This is a genomic window from Nocardia australiensis (genome assembly GCF_020733705.1).
GTDB classification, from domain to species: domain Bacteria; phylum Actinomycetota; class Actinomycetes; order Mycobacteriales; family Mycobacteriaceae; genus Nocardia; species Nocardia australiensis.
In genome coordinates this window covers 729,600-751,896 of record NZ_JAJFZM010000002.1, presented here as the reverse complement: position 1 = coordinate 751,896, position 22,297 = coordinate 729,600, and the positions used below count along the sequence as shown (strand labels likewise).

At 64.6% G+C, this 22,297-nt stretch carries 23 protein-coding genes and 4 pseudogenes; 12 read left to right on the top strand and 15 right to left on the bottom strand.

The features are described 5' to 3' along the window. Nucleotides 1–44 precede the first annotated feature (44 nt). Together LKE06_RS18215 and LKE06_RS33250 are read left to right on the top strand one after the other, a co-directional pair. Nucleotides 45–2,394 (top strand): annotated as a pseudogene (locus LKE06_RS18215) (aconitase family protein). 225 nt (nt 2,395–2,619) lie between these two features. Continuing rightward, nucleotides 2,620–3,018 carry a lyase family protein gene (locus LKE06_RS33250; protein WP_372477380.1) on the top strand — a complete coding sequence of 133 codons (399 nt, stop codon included), beginning with the start codon at nt 2,620–2,622 and terminating at the stop codon, nt 3,016–3,018. A gap of 207 nt (nt 3,019–3,225) precedes the next feature. On the opposite strand, the gene LKE06_RS18205 is transcribed toward LKE06_RS33250, so the two are convergent. The 9 genes from LKE06_RS18205 to LKE06_RS18165 form a co-directional block, all read right to left on the bottom strand. Further along, nucleotides 3,226–3,747 (bottom strand): hypothetical protein, encoded by a 522-nt coding sequence (locus tag LKE06_RS18205; RefSeq protein ID WP_228000444.1) that lies wholly within the window; start codon nt 3,745–3,747, stop codon nt 3,226–3,228. Next, entirely contained in the window at nt 3,744–4,019 is a 276-nt protein-coding gene (locus tag LKE06_RS18200; RefSeq protein WP_228000443.1) for an Ada metal-binding domain-containing protein, read from the bottom strand. The genes LKE06_RS18205 and LKE06_RS18200 overlap by 4 nt, the downstream gene beginning before the upstream one ends. Then, entirely contained in the window at nt 4,009–4,746 is a 738-nt protein-coding gene (locus LKE06_RS18195; RefSeq protein WP_228000442.1) for a 2OG-Fe(II) oxygenase, read from the bottom strand. The genes LKE06_RS18200 and LKE06_RS18195 overlap by 11 nt, the downstream gene beginning before the upstream one ends. Further along, complete coding sequence (locus LKE06_RS18190; protein WP_372477390.1) at nt 4,743–5,351, bottom strand: methylated-DNA--[protein]-cysteine S-methyltransferase; 609 nt, start codon at nt 5,349–5,351, stop codon at nt 4,743–4,745. The genes LKE06_RS18195 and LKE06_RS18190 overlap by 4 nt, the downstream gene beginning before the upstream one ends. Before the next feature lie 5 nt (nt 5,352–5,356). Then, complete coding sequence (locus tag LKE06_RS18185; RefSeq protein WP_372477379.1) at nt 5,357–5,848, bottom strand: RNA polymerase sigma factor; 492 nt, start codon at nt 5,846–5,848, stop codon at nt 5,357–5,359. 2 nt (nt 5,849–5,850) lie between these two features. Beyond that, nucleotides 5,851–6,372, bottom strand: coding sequence for a methylated-DNA--[protein]-cysteine S-methyltransferase (locus tag LKE06_RS18180; RefSeq protein WP_228000440.1), 522 nt, complete (start codon nt 6,370–6,372; stop codon nt 5,851–5,853). A gap of 305 nt (nt 6,373–6,677) precedes the next feature. Continuing rightward, nucleotides 6,678–7,127, bottom strand: coding sequence for an ester cyclase (locus tag LKE06_RS18175; protein WP_228000439.1), 450 nt, complete (start codon nt 7,125–7,127; stop codon nt 6,678–6,680). Between the two features lie 146 nt (nt 7,128–7,273). Continuing rightward, on the bottom strand, nt 7,274–7,891 hold the full coding sequence (locus LKE06_RS18170; RefSeq protein WP_228000438.1) for a DNA-3-methyladenine glycosylase I: 618 nt from the start codon (nt 7,889–7,891) through the stop codon (nt 7,274–7,276). 4 nt (nt 7,892–7,895) lie between these two features. Next, complete coding sequence (locus LKE06_RS18165) at nt 7,896–8,567, bottom strand: alpha-ketoglutarate-dependent dioxygenase AlkB (protein WP_228000664.1); 672 nt, start codon at nt 8,565–8,567, stop codon at nt 7,896–7,898. Between the two features lie 702 nt (nt 8,568–9,269). On the opposite strand from LKE06_RS18165, the gene LKE06_RS18160 reads away from it, so the two are divergent. Continuing rightward, on the top strand, nt 9,270–9,503 hold the full coding sequence (locus LKE06_RS18160) for an MDR/zinc-dependent alcohol dehydrogenase-like family protein (protein ID WP_228000437.1): 234 nt from the start codon (nt 9,270–9,272) through the stop codon (nt 9,501–9,503). A gap of 116 nt (nt 9,504–9,619) precedes the next feature. Here LKE06_RS18160 and LKE06_RS18155 read toward each other — a convergent pair whose 3' ends face one another. Beyond that, nucleotides 9,620–10,099, bottom strand: coding sequence for a hypothetical protein (locus tag LKE06_RS18155; RefSeq protein WP_228000436.1), 480 nt, complete (start codon nt 10,097–10,099; stop codon nt 9,620–9,622). Between the two features lie 170 nt (nt 10,100–10,269). Between LKE06_RS18155 and LKE06_RS32940 the strand changes: the two are divergent. The 4 genes and pseudogenes from LKE06_RS32940 to LKE06_RS18135 all read left to right on the top strand — a co-directional run. Beyond that, a pseudogene (locus tag LKE06_RS32940) lies at nt 10,270–10,320 on the top strand (hypothetical protein); the annotation flags it as partial. 46 nt (nt 10,321–10,366) lie between these two features. Further along, nucleotides 10,367–10,606 (top strand): glutathione S-transferase family protein, encoded by a 240-nt coding sequence (locus tag LKE06_RS32935; RefSeq protein WP_228000691.1) that lies wholly within the window; start codon nt 10,367–10,369, stop codon nt 10,604–10,606. A gap of 86 nt (nt 10,607–10,692) precedes the next feature. Then, complete coding sequence (locus tag LKE06_RS18140; RefSeq protein WP_228000435.1) at nt 10,693–11,376, top strand: ESX secretion-associated protein EspG; 684 nt, start codon at nt 10,693–10,695, stop codon at nt 11,374–11,376. A gap of 331 nt (nt 11,377–11,707) precedes the next feature. Further along, complete coding sequence (locus LKE06_RS18135) at nt 11,708–11,806, top strand: transposase (protein ID WP_372477378.1); 99 nt, start codon at nt 11,708–11,710, stop codon at nt 11,804–11,806. A 129-nt stretch (nt 11,807–11,935) separates the two neighbouring features. On the opposite strand, the gene LKE06_RS18130 is transcribed toward LKE06_RS18135, so the two are convergent. Continuing rightward, nucleotides 11,936–12,754: an alpha/beta fold hydrolase gene (locus tag LKE06_RS18130; protein ID WP_228000434.1), complete on the bottom strand. Its 819-nt coding sequence runs from the start codon at nt 12,752–12,754 to the stop codon at nt 11,936–11,938. A gap of 78 nt (nt 12,755–12,832) precedes the next feature. On the opposite strand from LKE06_RS18130, the gene LKE06_RS18125 reads away from it, so the two are divergent. Beyond that, nucleotides 12,833–13,657, top strand: a complete 825-nt coding sequence (locus tag LKE06_RS18125) for a helix-turn-helix domain-containing protein (RefSeq protein ID WP_228000433.1) — start codon at nt 12,833–12,835, stop codon at nt 13,655–13,657. A 134-nt stretch (nt 13,658–13,791) separates the two neighbouring features. Here LKE06_RS18125 and LKE06_RS18120 read toward each other — a convergent pair whose 3' ends face one another. The 3 genes from LKE06_RS18120 to LKE06_RS18110 form a co-directional block, all read right to left on the bottom strand. Next, nucleotides 13,792–13,995, bottom strand: a complete 204-nt coding sequence (locus LKE06_RS18120; protein WP_228000432.1) for a hypothetical protein — start codon at nt 13,993–13,995, stop codon at nt 13,792–13,794. Between the two features lie 439 nt (nt 13,996–14,434). Then, nucleotides 14,435–15,172, bottom strand: coding sequence for a nitroreductase (locus LKE06_RS18115; protein ID WP_228000431.1), 738 nt, complete (start codon nt 15,170–15,172; stop codon nt 14,435–14,437). 270 nt (nt 15,173–15,442) lie between these two features. After that, entirely contained in the window at nt 15,443–16,204 is a 762-nt protein-coding gene (locus LKE06_RS18110) for an SDR family oxidoreductase (RefSeq protein WP_228000430.1), read from the bottom strand. Between the two features lie 797 nt (nt 16,205–17,001). Here LKE06_RS18110 and LKE06_RS18105 point away from each other — a divergent pair. The 3 genes and pseudogenes from LKE06_RS18105 to LKE06_RS18095 all read left to right on the top strand — a co-directional run bounded on the left by LKE06_RS18105 (nt 17,002) and on the right by LKE06_RS18095 (nt 20,566). Next, nucleotides 17,002–17,919 (top strand): annotated as a pseudogene (locus LKE06_RS18105) (MBL fold metallo-hydrolase). 196 nt (nt 17,920–18,115) lie between these two features. Beyond that, nucleotides 18,116–18,519, top strand: a pseudogene (locus LKE06_RS18100) (cupin domain-containing protein). Nucleotides 18,520–19,105: 586 nt separating this feature from the next. Next, on the top strand, nt 19,106–20,566 hold the full coding sequence (locus tag LKE06_RS18095; protein WP_228000429.1) for a class I adenylate-forming enzyme family protein: 1,461 nt from the start codon (nt 19,106–19,108) through the stop codon (nt 20,564–20,566). Here the strand turns inward: LKE06_RS18095 and LKE06_RS18090 are convergent. Further along, complete coding sequence (locus tag LKE06_RS18090; RefSeq protein ID WP_228000428.1) at nt 20,563–20,817, bottom strand: acyl carrier protein; 255 nt, start codon at nt 20,815–20,817, stop codon at nt 20,563–20,565. The genes LKE06_RS18095 and LKE06_RS18090 overlap by 4 nt on opposite strands. Before the next feature lie 104 nt (nt 20,818–20,921). Between LKE06_RS18090 and LKE06_RS18085 the strand changes: the two genes are divergently transcribed. Then, nucleotides 20,922–22,196, top strand: coding sequence for a phthiocerol/phthiodiolone dimycocerosyl transferase family protein (locus LKE06_RS18085; RefSeq protein ID WP_228000427.1), 1,275 nt, complete (start codon nt 20,922–20,924; stop codon nt 22,194–22,196). Nucleotides 22,197–22,297: the final 101 nt, after the last annotated feature.

Sequence of the window (22,297 nt, the reverse complement as noted above, 5' to 3'; positions counted from 1 at the left end):
TTGCTATTCGCCGTCACGGGCAGCAGGCGTCGAGAGGAGTACAAATGGCAACCGATGACCTCCATGAGGGCGACCTACAGAACGTCGCACGAAAGTTGATCCGTTCCCATCTCGTTTCGGGGGTGATGCGGCCTGGGGAGGAGATCGCGCTGCGGATCGACCAGACCTTGACCCACGACGCGACCGGCACCCTGGTGATGCAGGAACTCGAAGCGCTCAGCCTCGACCGCGTCCGTACCGACCTCAGCGCGCAATATGTCGATCACAACCTGCTGCAGACCGATGACAAGAACGCCCAGGACCACGAGTTTTTGCTGTCCGCGTGCCGCCGCTATGGTCTGTGGTTCTCAAAACCGGGCAACGGCGTCTCTCATCCGACGCACATGCAGCGTTTCGGTAAACCTGGTTTGTCCATGGTCGGCTCCGACTCGCACACGCCCGCGGGTGGCGCGCTGGGCATGCTTGCGATCGGCGTCGGCGGGCTCGAGGTGGCGCTCGCGATCGCCGGCGAGCCGCTGTACATCAGGATGCCGCAAATCTGGGGTGTCGAGCTGACCGGTCAACTGCCGCAATGGTGTTCAGCCAAAGATGTGATCCTGGAAATGCTGCGCAGGCACGGGGTCAGGGGCGGGCTCGATCGGATCATCGAATACCACGGACCCGGACTGGCGATGTTGACGGCGATGGATCGGCACGTGATCGCGAACATGGGCGCCGAACTCGGCGCGACCACCACCGTATTCCCCGCCGACCGTGCGGTGTTGGAGTTTCTACGGTCCGAAGACCGCGAGGACGACTACACCGAACTGCTCGCCGACGATGGCGCAACCTACGACGTTCACGAACAGATCGACCTGTCGATCATCGAACCGCTCATCGCGAAACCATCCTCGCCCGACAATGTGACGCCGGTCCGCCAGGTCGCCGGAGAGCCCATCTCCCAGGTCGTCATCGGGTCGTCGGCGAATCCTGGGTTACGGGATTTCGCGATGGCCGCGGCGATGGTCGCCGGGCATCAGACCCACAGTGACGTCAGCTTCGACATCAACCCGTCATCGCGGGAGATCTTCGAAGATCTGACAAGAATGGGCGCGACATTCGAACTGATCCGATCCGGGGCCCGTATCCACCAGTCCGGCTGTATGGGTTGCATCGGGATGGGACAGGCCCCCGAGTTGACCTACCCAGCACTGGGTCTGCCTATGCACGCCTCAGTGAACACCGCGATGCTGGTGGCACCACTGCCCGAGCAGGAAGCTCACGAGGTGGCTTTGGTCAAGGGGCCGAACATCTCCGCGCTACCGGACTTCGATCCGTTACCGGACGTCATCGAAGCCCCGATACTGCTCGCAGTGGGAGACAACATCTCCACCGACGATATTTCCCCCGCGGGGGCGCGAGCGCTGCCTTTCCGTTCGAATATTCCGAAACTGGCCGAGTTCACCTTCACTCGCATCGACCCGACCTATCCTGCAAGGGCCGCCGAGATCGCTGATACCACAGAGCATTTCATCGTCGGTGGTGACAACTACGGGCAAGGCTCATCCCGCGAACGCACCGAGATACCTGGGCTTGCGGGCTGTCATTACCAAGTCGTTCGCACGGATCCACTGGCAGAACCTGGCGAACTTCGGCGCTGAAGTCGTAGTCGGAGACTTGACCGACCCGCGAGACGTGGTCGGTGCGATGACCGGCGCCGATCGCATGTTCTTTTCGATGGGTGTCTCGCCGGACTACCTGACGGCCACTGCCGTGGTCTGCGACGCCGCACTGGAATACGGCCGGCTCGAGGTGGTCGTGAACATGTCCCAGATGACCGTCTCCCAGATGACGCTGACCAGCGAGGGAGAGTCTCATCAACAGCGGCTGCACTATCTCGCCGAGCACGTCTTGAACTGGTCGGGGATACCGGTCGTGCACATCAGACCCACGGCGTTTCTGGATAATCCGCTGTTCACGTCGTTTGCTACGGAGTCGCTGCGAGAACGAAACCTGTTGGTCCTGCCCTTCGGATCCGGGCGAACCTCACCGATTGCCACCAGCGACGTGTCCCGCACAGTTGTAGCGGTGCTCGTGGACCCGGCCCAACGCATCGGTGACATCTACGAATTGACCGGCCCCGCGTGCCTGGACATCGATGGACTTGCCGCCGAGTACACCCTTGGTCTGCGTCGGCCGATACGCGGTACCGACATTCCGCATGAAATCTGGGTCCGGGAGGTCCTCGAGCCGCTGGCCCTGCCCGCGCATGTGAAGCAACACCTGGCCACAATGGCGCTGTTACACCGCGCTGGACGCTACGACCGAGCGACCGATGACGTCGAAAGGATCACGGGGCAGCGGCCTGCAACGGTTGGTCAATACATCACCGAACACCCCGAACTGTTCTGCTAAGTCTCGATCCACGGACCTGAAAACCGTTTACGAGTTCAGCGGCTCCCGGTTTCGAATAGAGAGAAAGCCTGTCATGGCGCGCTCTGTTCCACAGATCCCCATCGCACTGACCTCACTGCTGCTCAATCGCGGAACCGCCTTCAGTCCTGATGAGCGACACCGGCTCGGGCTGATCGGGCGGCTTCCCTCGGCGATCCTTCCCCTGCAGGACCAAGCGGAACGGCTGTGGCAGCAGTTGCAGGAATTGCCTATAAATTCGAAGTGCACGGCGGCCTGGACGGGATCGTCGCGGCAGCGGCAACACTGCGCGGCTTGGCCGTGACCCTGATGAAGATCGCCGACGACATCCGCTGGCTGGCATCCGGACCGCGCACCGGCATCGGCGAGTTGACGCTGCCGGCCAACGAACCGGGCAGCTCGATCATGCCCGGCAAGGTCAACCCCGCCCAGCGCGAAGCCATGGTGATGGTCTGCATCCAAGTCATCGGCGAGGACTGCGCCATCGCGCACAACGCCGACCGCACCGGGCTCCCCCTTTGCGAATCGTCCCTCGACTCCGGTTTCATCAGCGCTGAAGACTTCGATGCAGTCGTCAACCCTGCCACGATGATCGGCCCGTTCTAGCCACTCCGGGACGCCCCCGTTCGCGCCGACCGGCGGAAGACGAGAAACGGAGTCCAGTCATGCGGAAACAGCAGTACGGCGACTATCAGTTCGAGATCTATCTCGACGGCCGACTGCCAAGGTACCCGGTCGATTTCGACTCCCTATCGGCTCGCCCTGTGGGATGCCGGAAGCATCGATAGGAGCGGACTGTGGAGGCGGGTCGGGTCATTGCGTCGTGCCGTGCTGGTGTCGAAGCAGGCCGTCGGCGACGGTCCAGGTCGATCCGTCGGTATCGACGCCGGTCAGTCCGTTCAGGTATGCGGTTCCGACCAACGCGAGGGCGGCGGGATCCGCGATCTCTGCGGGGACGAGCGTGTCGCGGGGGGTCCACGTTGTCGACCACAGCAGGCGTCGGGTCATCTGGGCCCAGCCCAGTCGTGGCCCGGTCATGACCCACAGATCTGGTGTGGTGGCGGTGAACCGGCGGGCTTGCCGCAGCCACGATGCCGCGGTTTCGGGCCAGGTGACGTGGTCGGCGATGTGCCTGCCGCCGCGTTCCCACTCGGCCGCGACCGCGGCCATGGTCGTGATCGCGGCCGGGTTGCGGCCCGATCCCAGGGTCAGGGTGTGGGCGCCGCGGGCGCGGGCCACCGCGATTATCGCGGCGATCTCGACATCGGTGGCGGCGACGTCGTCGGCGGTGCGTGGTGCGCGGTGCAGGAGAGGGCTTTCGGGCAGTACGGTCACCGTTTGCGTTTCTTCCAGGTTCGGTACCTGTCGGGGCAGCAGACCGCGCAGGGCCGGTATCCGGCGGCGACCGCTGTGTTTTCGTCGGCGAAGAACACCCGGTACTTCACGTAGCCGCCGGCCGCGATCGCGCGCAGCGCCGAACGACAGTCCAGGCGTCCGTAGATCTTGCTGCGCCGGTGCCCGCCCCACCGTCCTGCGGTTTCGGATCTGTACGGGTGTCCTTCGGCGTCGAGCAGCAGGTAGGTGCGGGCCGGCCGTTCAGGCGGCATCGTGGAACACCAGTGCCAGGGTGCGGCGGTGGCCGGAGCGGATCGTGGATACGCCGTGGCGGACCGGTGCCGCCGACCAGCCGCGCGTCGATTTCACCGGTCGGTCTCGGGTGGTGAACACGAACCCGTCGCCGCGGGGGATCAGGGTCGCGGTGCCCTTGGATTGGGCGCGGGGGCGCTGTTCGACAAGTAGGAACTCCCCGCCAGTGTGGTCGAGACCGGGTTGGTCGAGATTGATCACGACCTGCAGTGGAAACACCAGCTCCCCGTAGAGGTCTCGGTGCAGTGCGTTCCAGTCGCCCTGTTCGTAGCGCAGCAGGATCGCTGTCGACTTGCGCTGCCCGGCCTCGTGGCACATCGCCAACCACTCGTCGAGGGTGTCCGGCCACGGCGCGGGTCGCCTCAATCGCGCCCACCACTGGCGGGCGATCGGCAGCAAGCGTGGGTACAGGGCCTGCTCGAGTTGCTCGACCGGTTCGGGGTAGGGGGCGACGAAGTATCGGTATTCGCCGGACCCGAATCGGTGCCGGTTCATGTCGACGGTGCTGCGGAACAATCCGGGCCGGTCGTAGAGGTCGGCGATCGCGGCGGTCTCCTCGTCGGTGAGGAGACCGGGCAGCGGTGCGCCACCGAATTCGTCGATGTCGGTGGTGACCGCCTCCCAGTCCACTCGACCGACACGCTCGGTCCATCGAGTGGAAGCCGGTGCGGTCGTATCAGCGGTCATGCGGCGGCCTCCAGGTCCAGCAGAAGATGCTTGGCGTCAGCGCCGCCGACGTAGCCACCGAGACTGCCGTCAGCGCGCAGCACCCGGTGGCACGGCACGATCACCGGCAGCGGGTTGGTTGCACACGCGGTGCCGACCGCCCGGACGGCTTTCGGGTTACCGACCAGCTGCGCGATCTGGGCGTAGCTGCGGGTCTGTCCGTAACCGATCTCCGGTAGATGTTTCTGCACCACCTGCCGGAACCCGTGCGATAGCGACAGATCCAGCGACACCCCGAAGGACTTCCGCCGGTGGGCGAAGTACTCGTCGAGTTCCCGCACCACCTCGTCCAGGCGGCGCGGTGCGTGCAGGATCCGGGGACTGATCCTGCGGGCGAGAGTGTCGAGGACCTGGTCATGGTCCTCGCGGGCATAGGCCACCCGGACAAGGCCCTTGGTCGTGGCAGCAAGCAGCAACCGGCCCACCGGAGTGTCCATGGTCGTGTAGGCCACATCGACGAGGTCGGCCTGCTCGGCCTTGCGTTCCAGCAGTGTGTGCAGCCGAGCCAGAGTGGTCTCGTCCACGGGCGCCGACAGAGCGGCGATCACATCATCGTCGCGGTGCATCTCGTTCATCGTGTCTCTCCTTTCAGAGTCGCGCCCGGGTAGGTTCTGCGCAGACTCTTCACACCGTCGGCCGCGGCGCGTCGCGCCGCGTCGGTGGTGCCGCCGAGGATCTGCGCGATCTCGGCGTAGGGCAGGCCGGCGACATAGTGGTAGGCGATGCTCTGACGCTGCTTGTCCGGCAGCCCGGCTACTGCCGTCCATACACCGGCGTCATCGGAACCGACCACGCCGTTGCCGGCCGGCTTCTCGGGCATCTCCTGCACTGGCAGCGGGTTACGCGCGGCCGCACGGACCACGTCGATCGCTTTGCGGTGGGCGATGGTCACCAGCCACGCCTCCACATTCGCTGACTCCGGCAGTTCCGGGTAGGCGCGCATCGCGGACAGGAAGGTTTCCGACCAAGCGTCCTCGGCGTCGTGGACCCCGAGGACGACCCGGCAGACCCGCAGCACGGTGGGCCCGTAGTCGGTCACTATCTTCTCGAACGGTGGCTTCACGGTCAGAACAGCCTTCCCGCGCTGACCGCGTCCTCGAGTTCGAGTTCGAGTTCGAGTAGCGTGCGTTTGCGATCGAGTCCGCCCGCGTATCCGGTCAGCGATCCGGTCGCCCCGATCACCCGGTGGCATGGGATGAAAATACACAGCGGGTTGGCTCCTACGGCCTGTCCGACTCGATAGGCCGCTGAACGGTCACCCAGGCGCTGCGCGATCTGTCCGTAAGTGGTGGTCGCACCGAACGGGATGGTACTGACCTGTTCCCACACCTGCTGCTGGAATTCGTCACCTGTAGGGGACAGCGGCAGATCGAAACTGTGGCGCTGTCCGAGAAGATACTCGAGCAACTGGCCGACGGCCTCTCCCAGGACAATGTCGTCGACGAAGGACACCGACGGCCCGAACAGCTCCTGAGCCGGACGCCGGATGTGGTGCCGGAAGTACAGTCCGGTTACCTCCGCGTCGGCCGCGACGATCGTGACAGGGCCGAGCGCCGCGGTGTCGATCACCGTGTGCCGAGTACTCACCTGCTTCCCCTTTCTCTCGCTCTCACCAGGCAAACGTTCACCGGACGCCGAACGTGAGATACCTATCCCAGCCGGCTCCTGCTCGCGGATCCCCAGCCGACTGCCAGGACACTCGGCTGGCCGATCGCGCCTATGATTCCGCCGGCGAACGCCTGCCCGACGATTCGGCACCGCTGATTCGGTGTGCCGTGCCGCTGCCGCAGCCGCGGAGGAAGGGGGTCGCCACGGTCGACGTGGTCGTCGACCGTCAGGGACCGGCCCAGTGGGGGCGGTCCCTGACGATCGATGCTGTACTGATGACCGTGTCAGGCGGTCGGAATGATTCCGAGCTGCTGCAGCACCGCGACGCCGTCGTCAAGGCCGAGTTCTTCGACAATGAGACCGTTCTGGACCTTGAGCACCGACGTGCCGGTGAAGCGCATCGTCTTACCGGACGCTGCGGGGACCGAGCCGATCGGCAGGTCGTCGAACACGATCGGGCCGGTGTGGGTACCGCCGCCCTCCCACTGGCCGACGACGTAGTCACCTTCGGCGATGAGGTCCGCGGTGCCCCAGAAGTTCAGGTCCGGGAAGGCGGTGCGGAACTTGGTGGCGAATTCGCGCACCGCGTCGCGCCCACGCATGGGCTGGTGCAGCGAGTACTCGAAACGAATGTCCGGCGCGGCGAGTACGTCGATGATCTCGGGATTGAACGGGTTGCCCCAGAACTCGGTGAACCAGCGGCCGACTATCTCCTTGTTCTTCTCGAGCGACATGTATTCGTCCTTTCTGTGATCGGGGTGCCACCGGACCGCCTTCTGGCGCAGTGACACCTTGTAGACGCTGGGACGAATCAAACGTGAGATCCCTGCTGCCAGAATCTTTTCGGGCGCAGACCGAGAGCCTCTAGCGCTGCCCGAAGTCATGCAGGCCAGATTCCGGAACTGCCTCGTCGATGCGATCTCAGGAGGTGGGTGTCGATGATCCCGATCGCTTCCATGAGCGCGTACATGGTGGTCGGCCCGACGAAGGCGAATCCGCGGCGCCGCAGCTCCTTGGACAGAGCGATCGACTCGGCGGAGGTGGTGGGGATCTCGGCGAAGGTCCGTGGCCGCGGCGTGCTGTCGGGCCGGAACGACCACACCAGTTCGGCGACACCGATATCGTCACGCAGCTCGACGGTGGCGCGGGCGTTGGCTATGGTCGCGGTGATCTTGCGCCGGTTCCGCACGATACCTGTGTCCGCCATGAGACGTTCGATATCGACGTCGGTGTAGCCAGCGACGGCATCAGGGTCGAAGTTGTCGAACGCGGCCCGGAAAGCGGGGCGCTTGCGCAGGATCGTCGCCCAGGACAGGCCGGCCTGGAACCCCTCGAGACAGATCCTCTCGTACACGCCGTGTTCGTCGGTGACGGGCATACCCCATTCGATGTCGTAGTAGCCGCGCAGCAGCGGGTCGCCGGCGGCCCATGCGGGCCGGGCGAGCCCGTCCTCCCCGATAACGACACCGTCGCCGGTGTCGTTGCGGTCGTGACCCATGCGGCTATCCCTCGAGTCCGGTCATACGCATCGTGATGTTGATGCGGCCTTGGTCGAGACCGCACCCCTCGGGAGCGCTGTGCCCGTGGACTTTCGTGACGCCGTGGTAGGCCAGCCTACTGGGGCCGCCGAAGACGAACAGGTCACCCGAGCCCAGCAGCAGGTCGGTGTAGGGCTTGCCGCGGGTGGTGGTGTTGCCGAACCGGAAGATGCAACTGTCGCCGACCGACAGCGACACCACCGGCGCGAGGCAGGATTCGTCCTTGTCCTGATGTATGCCCAGCCGTGCTGCCGCGTCGTAGTAGTTCACCAGGGCGGTGTCCGGGGTGTAGGCATCGACGACGGCCGGATCGTACCCGGCTTCACGGAGCGCGTATCGTCCCAGGCGAACCATCCAGTCCGGGAACCCGAGCACGTGGGCGCCGTTCACGTCACCAGCTTCGCGCGTGTATTTGTAGGGCTGCCAATGCCATCCCAAACAGACGGTACGCACCGACATTTCGTGACCGCGCACCTTCGCCGCACGGATCGGGACCGGTCCTCGGATCCAGTCGTAGAACTGTCGGACAATCCACGCTTGTTGCTGCAGGGTCAGCCAATCCGGAATCAGAGTAGCTCCGGGAGCGAGGTCTCGGCGGCTGCGTTCGCCGGACTCCGGGCCGAACAGCGCCGCCATCGCGATGCTCGCAACGGCTGTGGACTGTGGGTAGGTTTCGATGGAGTTCAACTGCGTTTCCTCGCATTGTGTAAACGAGCGTCGAGATATACCGGACTGCACTGTCGCTCGTGTTCAGGCGGCTGAGTCGAACACGCCCGCCAAGTAACCGACGACCCGCCGCGGCGGCGCCAGGACGGGTCTCGTTCGAAACGTCGATGGCGTCGAAGTGGCCGAACCGACATTCGTCGAGTGCCTGCTGCGTCTCACTCGACTCACTACCGCTGCTGGATTCGTCATCGGGTCGCTCCTTCTCCGCTTCGAGTCGCCTCCGGCTGGGCTCACTGAGAAGACGCCGGCCAGATCGTCCGCGTGAGACACGAGCCGCAGCGACCCGCCGATCCGGCCCGAAGGCTCGCGGTGCCATCTGGTCGAACACCCAAAGGGTCGTCAAATGACCTCGAGACCAAGATCGTTTGTCGACACAGTCGAGCGTGAAACCGTGATCCAAGTCGAGACTGACGATGTGGTCCGGCCTCCATCATTGAGCGAGAGGCAATCCGCGCCCGGGTTTAGATCCCGACAACCCCCGCCGCGGTGGCAGCATTGGAGGCCAATAGGGCTGGAATTAGGCCGCGCTGTTCCGAATCTTCGCCATCGTGGGGCGGCCGAACCGTTGTGGGATCTGGATCCGACCGAGGGAGCGTCAGGAAGATGCGAACGATGCGGTCTCACGAAACAAAGACCGTGCGGGGGTTTTGGCTGTTCCGCTGGTTCACCGAGACCCCGAAGGATCGGATGGCCGCAGCGATCGACCGGACACTTCAGCTCGCCGACAGCGGCGCATTGCGGGTGCCGGAGGGCCAGCCGATTCTCGTCGAAAACTTCAGCGAGGCTGTCTATTTGGCCGAAGCTCCCGCACACGGGGGCAAACCGCTGCTGGTGTTCGAACCGTAGAAGGGATATATGTCGCTTCTACCCGGATATGGGCCACCAACAAGATGCTCGTACCTGGGTGGCCCATCATCGCCGAACGGATCCAAGTCGGCAGCCAAGGGCTCTGGCCTTTCAGTTCACTGTTCTCGCGTCTGTTTGTTCTTTCCGCTCGCGCCGTCGTTGCGAGCTTCGATGGCCTCGACGGACTTCTTGAACTGCTTTCCCAGGACGCGGGTGCCGAAGAGTCCGAGCACGATCGCGAGCAGCCGTCCCTTGAGGTTCTTGCCGTCGCGGACCACGACGGCCTCCACGTCGGTCATACCCGTGGGCAGCTGCGTGAGAGTGTAGGTGTGACCCGAGGCACCACCCCACAAATTAGAGTCGGTGGTCGTCATCAGCACCCGATGGGGGTCGGTCCAGTCGTAGTGCAGGCGTTCCCAGATGCCGCTCGAGCCCTCCGTGACATCAGCGTCATGGGGGCCTTCGTGATGGACCTCGAGGTAGCTGTCAGCACTGTTGCCGAAGAGTTCCTCGCGACCAGGCCCGAAGTCAGTGAGACCGGCAAGGAACTGCTGAGGCGTCGCGGTGGTCATCTGATGGAGATGGATCGTGGTCATGGCGCCTTCCTTGACACTTGGATGATCCGCTCCGGTCCGACCGGCCGGAGTCGGTGACGCACATCCAGAACACCACTCGCGCGTGCGTAACGGAAGAGGTCCCGCGATTCGGCCGGCGGGGTTTGCTGCTGAGCCCCTTCTCCGCCGACCAGCACCAGGATTACCGCGCCATGGTCGAAGTCAACCTGCTCGGCGCGATCACCGCCACCGAGGTATTCCTCGACCAACTAAAAACCGGTGGTGGCGACATCGTCAACATCTCCTCCGGTGGCGGGCGCACCGCCCGCCGCACGCCGCTGCCGCTTACGCCCGGTCGAATGGCCGAAGGCGTGGACATGCGGCCCACCCGAGCAACCGTTCACCCTCGCCGACGCCCACGTCGCCATGCAACTGCATCGCGAGCACGACTGCGACCGCAAACACGCCGCATTCGATGCGCTGGTCGCGGCTGGACGCATCCACCCCGATTCGGCGCGCCGACACCGACTCTGGGGCAAACCCTGGTGAACGAACATCCGACACGGCTCACCAACCGCACTCACACACCACGATCGATTGGAATGCTTTGAAGGCCGAATAAACTTGGGAGCCGGATGGTTTCGCGGCACTGTGGTTCAGCCCCGCAAAGGACCGCTTCCCCGATCCGACTGCGCTTCACCAGTCGCTTCGCCTACCGCGACGACTTCGATGCCCACTGTGCGACCGTGCGCGAGCGCTACACCCGCAACAAACTAGCGAAAATCGAACTCGCCCTGGATACCTTGACCACCTCGCTGGTGCGCATCCAAATCTTCGGCGGCACAACCCGACACAAGAATCCCGACGGCGGCGTCCGCATCTACCGCATTGTCGGCGCACATACCGACGAGCGCGCGATGTCGCTGGCCCAATCCACCTTCGGCGATGCCAACGGCCCGATCCGCTGCCGACTGTTCCCCACCGATCACCTCCCCGCGCAACTCGTCGGCTGCCTGCCACCCTGCCCACCCGGCACCCAATCACCGGCCGCCTGCCACCCCGACGGCGACACCCCACACGAGCGCTATCAGCGCCTCCTACAACAGCCCGCCGACGGCGGCGGATCCGCTCTGCTGTACACCGGCCCCGCCGACAAACCGAACAATCCCGTCGCCACCGTCCAATGGCACGACATCACCGATGACGGTCGCTACACCGAACTCCACGACCAACACCACACCCTCCACCCCACCACCCCCACCGACCTCGCCGCCCACTTCACCACCTGGATCGCCCGCGCCAGAGCTCTGGACCGGTGATCGGGTGTGTCCGATTAACGGTGGATCCGCCCTCAGTGTTTGTTAGTTAACGGTCGGGTTGATCCGGCCTTCGAAGGCGATCGCGAAAGCGTTCAAGGCAGGTTTCCACCTCATGGCCCATCGTGCCTTGCCGCGACCTGTGGGGTCCAGCGATCGAGTCACCATTCTCGACGCGTCAACCCGCTTGGAGATGCGGCACAGTGGATGGCACGGCGTGCATTTGGGGGGCGGTTGCGGACCAGCGATTGCCATGCGCTTATGCAGGCAAATGCCGAAAGCGTCCTGCGTGAGCGCGGGCTCGAAAACGTCAAGGGATACGGGGGGCGCGGAGATGACCGATTGGTGCGACCGGCCGCTGGACTGCGTCTATCCGGTCGTGATCATCGATGCCATCCACGTGAAGATCCGGGCTCTGGCGCAGATTTCGTGAAGGTGCAGTTGGGCGTTTTGCCGCCTGATTCGTGCTCGGATGGGTGATGGTGTGGGCGTGCGTGGGTGATCTAGTTCGAATTCTGTTGCCGCACTTGGGTGTCACCCTGGCTCTCACGTTCGTGACGACCTAAAGTGCGCGGTCGAGAATCAAGCGGGCGAGGGCGTCGCCGTCCTCGAGCATCGCGAGATGCCCTACTCCGCGAAGGTATTCCAGCTTGGCACCCGGCACCGCCTCATACTCGTGCGCCGATGCCGGGTCCCAACGAGGGTCGGAGTCACCGAAGATCACGAGGAGGGGCTTCCCGGCGTCGATGAGGCGCTGGGGCACGGTCTGCGCGGCGATGTAGTCGCGGTTGGCGTCGAGAATCGCGCGGAAAGCTCGATAAGACGTCTTTCGCAAGTCGGCAACAGCCCTGTCGGGCACCGTGATCGGCGCTGCCGCAGTCGCTGCCAGTCCGCGGCGGATAATCGAGTCGGTACGGATCCCCCAGACGAGCGGTCCGAGGGGCGGCGAGGCGAGCACCCGGATGATCGCCGGCTCGGGGAGCAGCGCCGCGTGACTCGGCCCCGTGCTGACCAGGACCAGCTCGCCGACCAGGTCCGGACGACGCTCCACGAGGGCGGTAGCGACGTACCCTCCGCTGGAGTGACCGACCACCTTCAGATTTCGGACGCCGAGCTCGTCCAACACCGTCGCCGTCCGATCCGCCTGCTGCGCAACGGTATACGTCGACGCCGGCTGGGACCGGCCGCATCCCGGAAGGTCGATCGTGATCACCCGATATTCCGTGGCGAGCGAAGGCACCACCGGTGCCCACGTCGAACCGGTTGCGCCCGAACCGTGGATGAGTAACAAGGGCGGTGCCGCCGGGTTCCCGTCGATGACGACGTGCAACCCGCGGACTGTCGTGTCATGGTGCGTCTGAGTGGGACTCGATTCGCTCATACCAACAGCTTCGTCGCGGACTCGTCGCGCCGTATTGGACGAATGTCACGTTATCCCGCTGCGGCTAGCCTGGAATGCATGACCGCAACAGGCGGATTGGACTGGAGTCGGGTCGACGTCGCAGTCCCGGTCCGACGACCGACTCCGGGACTCCAGATGGCGGGTTTCCGGCACCACGACATCGCCCCTGTCGACATCGCGATGATCCCGCATCCCTCGGTCACGGTCCTGTTCGATCTCAGCGAGCACGGAGTTCGCTACGACGTTCTCGGGCGCGCGGTTACGGGGAACGCGATCATCGGCCTTCATGCCGGCGCCTTGCGCATCACCAGCGCCGGGGCCGGCGACGTCCTGCAGATCCGCGTGTCCCCCGTCATCGCCGCGGCGATTCTCCGAGACACCGACGTCATCGGCGGCACCGTGACACCGCTGCCGGAACTGTGGGGCAGCTGCGCTGCGGTCTTGACCGAGCGACTCCATGCGACGCCGTCGTGGGACGACCGGTTCGCAATCGCAGCCGAGTTCCTTCGCAGCCGGGTACCTCGCGGATTCGGTGTGGCACCCGAGATCGCCTACGCCTGGGACCAGACCGTCCGCACCAGAGGCCTGCTCCGCATCGAAACCCTTGCCGCGGAGACCGGCTGGACCCGCCAGCGACTCTGGTCTCGCTTCCGGACCCATATCGGGGTCTCGCCCAAGCGTGCGTCCGAACTCATCCGCTTCGACAATGCCGCCCATCTCCTAGCGGCAGGGCGCTCGCCTGCGGATGCCGCCGTCGAGGCCGGCTACGCCGACCAATCCCATCTGCACCGTCGAACCAAGGCGATTACCGATATGACCCCCGCCGTCGTCGCGAGGGCACCGTGGCTCGCGATCGACGATATCGCCTGGCCGACAATATGATCCCCGCAGCCGAACGAACATCGACGGCCTATCCGACGGGCACATGAGGAACGGAGTGAACACCACTCGTCCCGCGAAGTCCCTGCCAGATCTGCTGGGGTCGTGATTCCCCGTTGCCGGCCGGTCTGCTTCGTTCAGACAGCGCTTCGTGTCGACAACGCCCCAAGTGCACGTATGGCCTCCGCGGTCTCCCGCTGGGCTTCCGCCTGTGCGAGGGCAGCATGCGCCTGCGCCTGAGCGATCACGTTCCGCCGCTCCGCTCCGCTGACCGCATCCCCGGCGGTGAGGCCACTGAGCAGTGCCTCGGCGCGCTGCTTGTGGGTGGTGTAGTCATCCATCGGGCGATTCTCGCACCCTGCCCCGTGTGCGATCCACACGCACGCGCTCATCGGAGTACCGCCTCGAGCCGGCGGCAGCGGTCCCCGGCACTGCGGCGGCGTCGGTCAGCCCTCTCGTCAATCGACGGCGGCACGTGCAGTGCGGCACCATGCCCCGGGCGCGCCCAGTGACCTATCCGACTTCACCAAGCTGACCGAGTAGCGTCCTCGACGCCGCTGACCAGCCGGAGAGCGACGAGAGGACTTTTGCGGACACAGAGATGTCCCGGGTGGCGGCCATCTGATGTGGCTCTGGCGCAGAATCCGTGAAATGCGTTGATGCTCAGGCGATGTGGGTGTCGGCGAGCTGGGTGGCCGGGCTGTCGATGATTTCCATCAGGCGGACGAGTGCCTGGCGGATCTGGTCGGTGCTGCACAGGTCGATGTGGAAGTCGCGACCTCACTCGTGGCTGTCTGTGATGTAATCCGCAACGGTGGGACCGCTGACACGCCGACGTCCTTCGACTGCCGCCCGCCGGTCGATGAACGTGACCGTCTCGTCGACCGGCGCCCGGTCCGCACGGGTGTAACCCACCGTGACGTCCTCGAACCCAATCGACGTGCCACAGAAGAGGATGAGCTCGTCCGGGGGTGACACGAGCTCCGCAACGGTCTTGCGGTAGACCGACCACGCCATTTGCAGGCAACTGTGTAGCCCTTCGGCGCGGAGCAGCAGCATGACGGTCTGCAGATACATGCCGACGTCTGCCCATTGGGGAGTGCCCAGGTCGCGGTCGATGTAGCAGAACAGAGCGGCGGGCGCGCCGAAACAGTCCCAGTTCGCGGCCGCTGCCCTTTGGCGCGCCTCGATGTCCTCGCGCGAAATACCGAGCTCGCCGTAACGCTCCTTACCGAAGGTGGCTCGGCGCTCGCGGTACGGGGATTTCAGTGCGGGCGGGTACATCTCGTATTCCCGCTCGTCCCAGGGGTCGCCTGCGGCCACGCGCGCGCCGGCGAGCTTCTCGAGCTCGGCCAGCGGCGCGCCAGTCAGCACGTAAGAGTTCCACGGCTGGATGCTCGATCCCGACGGCGACCAAGCCGCGGCGGAGAGCACGCGCTCCAGCACTTCCCTCGGGACTTGCTGGCTGGTGAATCCGCGCACCGCCCGTCGGCTGGTGACCGCCTCATAGACGTCCAAGATCGCCTACCTCCCGGTCTGCTCCGCCGCTCACCATGTCTACGTCCGTTGGGCTCACGGTAGTGGTGTTCGATGCCACGTTGTTCAATTCCATTCGGCGGATGGGTACTCGTTTGGGTACGGACACCGCTTGCTCCATGAGACCAACTATCGTTCGATTGGGATGCCGACACGACTCAGCGCACGTTGCAGACTCAGCGCATGTTGCATAGGAAAGTTTCGACCGATCGGCAGATATGCGTCAGCCCACGCAAATCTTCGTCTACAGGCTCAGACGGCATTGCGTGCCAGCCAATCCGTGAAGCGGGTCTGGAATATCTGGGCGTCATCGGCATCACCGGGGACGAGAAGGCGCTCATCGGGTACCACCGCCCCGTAATAGGGAGCACAGGGATCGGTGACAACGTGCCGCGAGTCATTGCGGAAAGCAAGACCGGTGCGGACGAATTCGTCGAGGCCGAACTGTTCTGGTCCGGCAATCTGCACGACGCCGTTGACAGGCTGGCCGAGCGAAGTGCGGGTCACCCCCTCAGCAACATCTTCGGCCGCCATCGGTTGGACAAGAGCGGGTGGAAGGCGAACCGAGTCCCCTTCGCTTGCCGAAGCGGCGATGCCCTCCACGAATTCGAAGAACTGCGTTGCCCGCACGATTGAAAACGGAATATCGGATTCGTCGATGAGCATCTCTTGGGCATTCTTGGCCCGAAAGTAGCCACTGTCAGGCCAGTCCGGAGTGCCCACCACCGACAGCGCGACGTGGTGGCCCACACCGGCCGCCTTCTCCTCCGCAAGGAGGTTTCGGGTCGATGTGGTGAAGAATTCGAGCACCGGATCATCGTCGAAGGACGGCGAGTTCGACACGTCGACAACCACCTGAGTACCGGTCAGGACTTCAGCAAGCCCCTCTTTCGTCAGGGTGTTGACACCGGTCTTCGGTGACGCCGCTATCACTTCGTGACCCTCTGCCTCGAGCTTGGCTGTCACCTTGGAACCAATCAGGCCGGTGCCGCCTATAACTACAACTCGGGTCATGATGTCGGACCTTCCGGTGAGTGTTGATCAGTACGCGCCAGGGTTCCGGATCCACGCCTCCCGCAGATGAATCGTTCTATGACAGAAGCGCTCAGTCAAGTAATCGCAACAGTTGTCCGAGCATTGAAGTCTGCGGCTGAACCCGGCTGGCGGTGCGGGTCAGGTTGTAGGCCAAATGCTGTCGGTGGATCCGGGCTGAGTACATCGGGATCGACCACGACGAACATGACCAGTCTCTACCTCGGCGAAACACCGCCAACAAAAGCAACCAGCGTCCAATCTTCGCCCACCATAGTGCGCGGCAGAAGACGGCGCCCTAATGCTGAATTACGAAGCCCCGGATCCTCAATTACCCGCTGAGCCGAACCGCATCGGAGATGCGGGTCGTTGGCGCCGCCCGCACGAGCTGGAAAAGGCCGACGCCGCCCGCTATGTTGACCCGCCCGGCGGTCTGTCGTGATAGGTTGCGCGCGGCGCAAGCTAATTCCGAGTTCGGCGGCTGGTGCCAACCCACGGGGGCCGGCGGCGGATGTGGCCGATACGGCCGTGGGTAAGGCGGAGAGCTACAGACATCTCGAGGCTCGGGAAAACCGTCATGAGGTCAATCCTGCGGTGGACTCGAGCGACGGAATCCCATCACCCTCGCAGGGATTCACCGTCGGGCGCGCCGCTGTCTCGAGACGTCCGACGCCGGGAGAAATCAGGCATCCCCTGACGGTGTCCCGGCCAGGAGCCAGGCTGGAGGCCACATCAGGCCGCCAACCTCGATCCCTACCAACTGATCAGGAGGGACAAATATGAGCTTGGACAACACCTCACACCTCAGTAGGCCGGAACCCGACGAGTTGACTCAGTCGCGCTACGCGCTGCGGGTCGGCGAGATTGACGTGCTGGTGATCAGCGATGGGGTGATGCCGCTGGCACCCGAGGTTTTGGCCACCAACGCCGACCAGGCCGTCCGGGTGGCCTGGCTGGACGACATGTTCCTGCCGCGGGAGTTGCTCGACTGGCCGGTGAACGTGGTCGTGGTGCGTAGCGGCGGCCGGACCGTACTCATCGACGCTGGGCTAGGGGTGGAGTTTCCGGACTTCCCGCGGGCCGGGCGGTTGGCCCTGCGACTGGAGGCCGCCGGCATCGATCCCGCGTCCGTGACCGACGTGGTGCTTACTCACTTACATATGGACCACGTCGGCGGGCTGCTCGCTGACGGGCTGAGGGGCCGGCTGCGTCCGGACCTGCGGGTCCACCTGGCGACCGCCGAGGCCGAGTTCTGGGAGTCGCCCGATTTCTCCCACACCTCCATGCCGCCGGAGGTGCCGGATGTGCTTCGGTCGGTCGCCTCGCGGTTCTTGGACGAGTACCGCAGCCAGTTGCGGCCGTTCGAGGCGGAGTACGAGGTGGCGCCGGGGGTGGTCGTCTCTCGCACCGGCGGCCACACCCCCGGGCACAGCGTGGTCCGTCTGGCGTCCGGCGGCGACCGGCTGACGTTCGCCGCCGGACGCCGTGTTCTCGGTCGGGTTCGACCACCCCGACTGGTACAACGGCTTCGAACACTATCCCGAGGAGGCGGCTCGCGTCCGGGTCGATCTTTTGCGGGAGCTGGCGGCGACCGGCGAGCCGCTGGTGGCCACTGCACCTGTCGTTCCCGCTCCGTCGGCCGGGTAGCGGTCGCCGGCGACATCTTTCGTTGGGTACCGGAATGGTGGAAGTACTGACCGCTTGTTGGGATCAGACCCCCGACGGAGGGCGGGTGCTCATCGGGTACCCGAGTCCGTTTCCGCTCCCACGCGCCGTGATAGCAGCGCGCCTGCATGCTTGACGGTTCGACCGGAGCAGGTCGCCTCGACCGGTTTCATCGTGCCGTCGACGACGGCGGCGGCGTAGTGATCCAACTCAGCGAGGAGGGCATCAATGACCACCAATCCAATGGACGCGTTGACCGTAATTCAGAGCGTCACCCCGCCGTTTTTGCCGGCCGACGCGGAAGTGATGACGGTGGTGATCGAGTGGCCGCCCGGCGATCCCGGAGCGCCCCCCACCGCCACTCCAGCGGACCGGCGTTCGGCTACGTGCTGGAAGGCGAAATGCTGTTCGAGCTAGAGGGAGAGCCGCCCCGCGCGATCAAGGCCGGCGAGGCGTTCTGGGAACCCGGAGGAGACGTAATCCACTACTCGGACAGCAATAACCGCTCTGATATCCCGCTCCGCTACCTCGTCACGATGATGTGCGTCCCAGGCCAACCGATGCTCGTCGCCGTCGACGACGACGACGAGCTCGAGGCGCGCCGTGACCGGCGGGTATCTCGACCAAGCTGAACCCAGGATGCGCTGGGTGCGGATGTGGAGAACCCACGGAGTCTCACATTCGGTCCCAGCCTCAGTCGAAAGCGAAGGTCTTGTCGCGCTCGTCGATAGTGAGTGTGTTCCGACGGATCGGTCACCAGCATCGAGGGCGGTTCCGCGAGATTGGGAAGTCCTAGATCCGTCTTCGTCATCACCCAGCGGATCGGCTTCGGCAAGGCTCGACTGTTGGGCGTGACGACGCCGAAGCGACGGTCACGCAGAACGAGTCGGCACAGTTCGTAGTCCGCGGTCACGCGCACCGTCGACATCGTGGGCATCCGCCCTCGCTGCCGGATCTCCTCAACGCGACGCGGTGATCCGAGCCCGCGATCCGGACCGACCAGAATCTGCGCGAGAAGACACCGCGACGTGCCGCCGACCGGAGATAAGACCGCGTCAGGCGATGCAGCATCAACCACCGAATCCATGCGCGCACGTACATCGTCATCTCTGCGCCCGACCACTATCGGCGTCTTCGATGTCGCCGACGCCTTGCAGATGCCGCATCCCACACCTACCCTTCGGTCATAGGGGGGCAGGCGCACCCTGCGGAGTCGGGATGATCTACGACAATCTGCTCGAGCTGACAGCGCGAGCACCGACCATGAGCGGATTGCGGCAGCGCGAAACATTCACGCCCTACGCCGCCTTGGTCGAGCGGATCGGCCGCCTCGCCGCCGACTTCATCGAACGCGGCATCGAGCGCGGCGATCCCGTTGCCCTGCTGATTCCGAACTCACCCGATCTGTTCGTCAATGCCCATGCGCTCTTCGCCATCGGCGCCATCGCGATGCCGCTCGGCGTGACGGCCACCCGGTCCGAGCTCGCCACGCTCACGCGAAAAGCCGGACTCGCGGCTGTCATCTCGACTCCCGGCCTTGCCGCCGCGGCCGAGATGCTGATCGCGGATACGGCCTCTGGCATTCCCTTGTTTCTGACGAATGCCATGCCCGCGGGAAGGGCAACCGCCCAGCTGCCGCAACTGCCGGGTGACACCACGGCGCTCTACCTCTTCTCGTCCGGCTCGACCGGTTCGCCCAAGGTGGTACCGCACACCCATGCCGAACTCATCGCCGATGGCGAGCGCGGCGGCACAGCCTGGGACATTCAGCCCGACGATATCGTTCTCGACATTCTGCCGGGCAACTTCGCGATGGGCTTCGCGCTGGGGGCTATGCAGGCCGTCGCCCGCGGTGCGACGACGCTCTACTGGAGTGATCCGCTGCCGCTGATGTTTTCGCGCAAGAAGCTGCTCGACACCATGGTCGGTGAGCGGGTCACCGTCATGGGCGCGGTTCCGGCGATGTACGAAATCGTCGCCGGTCAGCCCGGCAGTGTCGACCTCGGACTGCGCCTGGCCTTCTCGGGTGGCGCCGCATTGACGCGGCCGATCTTCGAAACGGTGCGCGAGCGCCTCGGCATCACCCTTCGGCAGGCCTACGGCTCGACCGAGTCGATCTTGTTCTCGCACAACAACTCCGCCGACCCCGACGCGAGCTGGGCCTCGGTGGGCAAGCCAGCGGGCGACGCCAGGGGCCGCATCGCACCGTTCGACACCGACCTCGGCCCCTCCGTCGGCGAGCTGGAAGTGCGATCGTCCTCGCTCATGCGGGGCTATCTCGGCGATACCTCGGCCAATGCCCAGGCATTCGACGGCGGCTGGTTCCGGACCGGCGATCTCGCCTCGCTCGATGACGAAGGACGCATCTTCATCCGTGGCCGCAGCAAGCTGCTGATCGAGGTATCCGGCTACAAGATCGACCCCATCGAGGTGGAGGAGACGCTCATGACCTTGCCTACCGTCGCCGACGCCGCGGTAGCGGGTGTCCCGGACCCACGCACCGGCAATCAGCTGATCGCATTTGTCGTCAAAGGCGCGGATGTGTCGGCCGATGAATTGATTCGCAATGCCCGCAAAAGACTGTCGGTGCAGAAGGTCCCGGCCGAAATCGTGTTCCTCGACGCACTGCCGCGCAGCCCGACCGGCAAGCTACTCCGCGGTCGGCTACGCGAACTCTAGGCAGCCTCGGACATTCGCTGCGAAACATAGACCGCCACGGTGGCAGCCGATTCGAACAGCTCCTCCCGAATATCCGTATCAGGAATGTCGATCTTGAATCGCTTCTCGACGAATTGCACCAGCCTGACCAGGCTGATCGAGTCCAGCACACCGGACTCGATCAAAAGAGTAGTGCGATCGACCGCCGCTCCCCCGGATTCGGCCACCAAGAAGGAGATGTACTCGATTATCGGTTGTTCGATATCATTCATTACTCAAGTCCCTGCACTCGAGTTCTGCGATTCAGTCAGAATACCAGCCCATTTCACAGCGTTCATCGCGACCTGAAATGCCGCTGGAGAACGTGGGAGATGGTATGGGCGAGACGCGCCCGCTGGGCGAAAAAGAACTACTACTCAATCATCTGCATGCCCATGGCGAGCTTATCGCCATGCATGTGCTGCATGTGCGTGGCCACCTCGATCCGGCGCTGGTGAAGCGCGCGCTGGCCTGGCTACAGACCCAGCACCCGCTCCTTCGCGCGCATATCCGCTACGGCAAGGTCGTCTGGCGGCGGTTCCCGCCCTTCGCCTTGCGTCGGCCCTGGTTCGATACCGAGGGCACGACGGAGATCCCTTTGCAGGTGGTCGACGATGCCAAGCCGGACACCTGGCGCAAGATTCTCGCCTCCGATATCCGCACGCCGATACCGAAGGGCAACCATCCGCGCCTGCGGATAACGCTGGTACGGGAGTCGCCCGATACCGATTTCAACCACATCGTCATCTGCGCCGATCACGCGATTCTCGACGCCAAGTCCGGCAACATGCTCGCTCGTCAGCTTCTCGAATTCCTCGCCGATCCGGCAGCGGCACAACGGAAACTTCCGGTTCACACCACGCTGCCCGCACCGGTCGAGGCCGGCCTGCCCGACAAATCCGGCAGCGGCAAGAAGACCACCTACACCCCGGCCATGCGACTCCCCAAGCAGAAGGTGCCCGATCGGAAGAAAGAAACGCGAGTGCTGACGCGTCACCTCGACCCCACCGTGACGGCAACGCTGAAAGACGCCGTCAAAACCAACAGAACGACGCTGCACGGTGCGGTAACGGCAGCCTTTCTACTTGCCGTACGCGAGCGGTACCAGCTCGGCGCCATGACCGTTTTGACCACGATTGATCTTCGTCGCCTCAGTGATCCCGCGCCGCCGGACGAGACCTACGGTTGCTACGTCGACATCCTGCGTACCGAGCACCCGATCACCGACGACTTCTGGGCGACCGCCCGTGACGCCTCGTTCAAGCTGATCACCGCGCTGGCCAAGAACCGGGAGTCCGCGTCGATCATGAAGCTTCCCGACTGGGAGCTGTATCGGCACGAATTCGGCCCGACGATACGTCATCGCAGGCGTATCGACGGACTTGCCGTCACCACGGCGGGCGAGTCCGGCCTCCGGGCCGGCTACGGCGGCTATACGCTCGAGGACGTCACGACGACTGTGTCACTCGACGTGTTCGGTCCGTCGCTGTTCGTGATCGCCAACGAGCGAGCAGGTGGCCTCGACCTCAGCGTCGGTTACACGGCATCGGCGATGAGCGAGGACGAGGTGCGGTGGCTCACGGACGACGCGGTGGCCCGGCTCCACAGGTGAATCCCCGAAAGCATCTCGGCGGGTTGATCTTTCGCCGGCGACCACGCGTATGCAGTTCGTCCTGGCCTTGGGGTTGCTCCGGCAGGGTTCGTTCGTCGTAT

Excerpts from the sequence above, each read along its gene's own strand:
- LKE06_RS18200 (WP_228000443.1), bottom strand. The coding sequence starts at position 4,019 with ATGCCGCCTGAACGGCCGGCCCGCACCTACCTGCTGCTCGACGCCGAA.
- LKE06_RS18195 (WP_228000442.1), bottom strand. The coding sequence starts at position 4,746 with ATGACCGCTGATACGACCGCACCGGCTTCCACTCGATGGACCGAGCGT.
- LKE06_RS18190 (WP_372477390.1), bottom strand. The coding sequence starts at position 5,351 with ATGCACCGCGACGATGATGTGATCGCCGCTCTGTCGGCGCCCGTGGAC.
- LKE06_RS18175 (WP_228000439.1), bottom strand. The coding sequence starts at position 7,127 with ATGTCGCTCGAGAAGAACAAGGAGATAGTCGGCCGCTGGTTCACCGAG.
- LKE06_RS18170 (WP_228000438.1), bottom strand. The coding sequence starts at position 7,891 with ATGGGTCACGACCGCAACGACACCGGCGACGGTGTCGTTATCGGGGAG.
- LKE06_RS18165 (WP_228000664.1), bottom strand. The coding sequence starts at position 8,567 with ATGGCGGCGCTGTTCGGCCCGGAGTCCGGCGAACGCAGCCGCCGAGAC.
- LKE06_RS18160 (WP_228000437.1), top strand. The coding sequence starts at position 9,270 with ATGCGGTCTCACGAAACAAAGACCGTGCGGGGGTTTTGGCTGTTCCGC.
- LKE06_RS18155 (WP_228000436.1), bottom strand. The coding sequence starts at position 10,099 with ATGACCACGATCCATCTCCATCAGATGACCACCGCGACGCCTCAGCAG.
- LKE06_RS18140 (WP_228000435.1), top strand. The coding sequence starts at position 10,693 with ATGGTTTCGCGGCACTGTGGTTCAGCCCCGCAAAGGACCGCTTCCCCG.
- LKE06_RS18135 (WP_372477378.1), top strand. The coding sequence starts at position 11,708 with ATGACCGATTGGTGCGACCGGCCGCTGGACTGCGTCTATCCGGTCGTG.
- LKE06_RS18130 (WP_228000434.1), bottom strand. The coding sequence starts at position 12,754 with ATGAGCGAATCGAGTCCCACTCAGACGCACCATGACACGACAGTCCGC.
- LKE06_RS18125 (WP_228000433.1), top strand. The coding sequence starts at position 12,833 with ATGACCGCAACAGGCGGATTGGACTGGAGTCGGGTCGACGTCGCAGTC.
- LKE06_RS18120 (WP_228000432.1), bottom strand. The coding sequence starts at position 13,995 with ATGGATGACTACACCACCCACAAGCAGCGCGCCGAGGCACTGCTCAGT.
- LKE06_RS18110 (WP_228000430.1), bottom strand. The coding sequence starts at position 16,204 with ATGACCCGAGTTGTAGTTATAGGCGGCACCGGCCTGATTGGTTCCAAG.
- LKE06_RS18095 (WP_228000429.1), top strand. The coding sequence starts at position 19,106 with ATGATCTACGACAATCTGCTCGAGCTGACAGCGCGAGCACCGACCATG.
- LKE06_RS18090 (WP_228000428.1), bottom strand. The coding sequence starts at position 20,817 with ATGAATGATATCGAACAACCGATAATCGAGTACATCTCCTTCTTGGTG.
- LKE06_RS18085 (WP_228000427.1), top strand. The coding sequence starts at position 20,922 with ATGGGCGAGACGCGCCCGCTGGGCGAAAAAGAACTACTACTCAATCAT.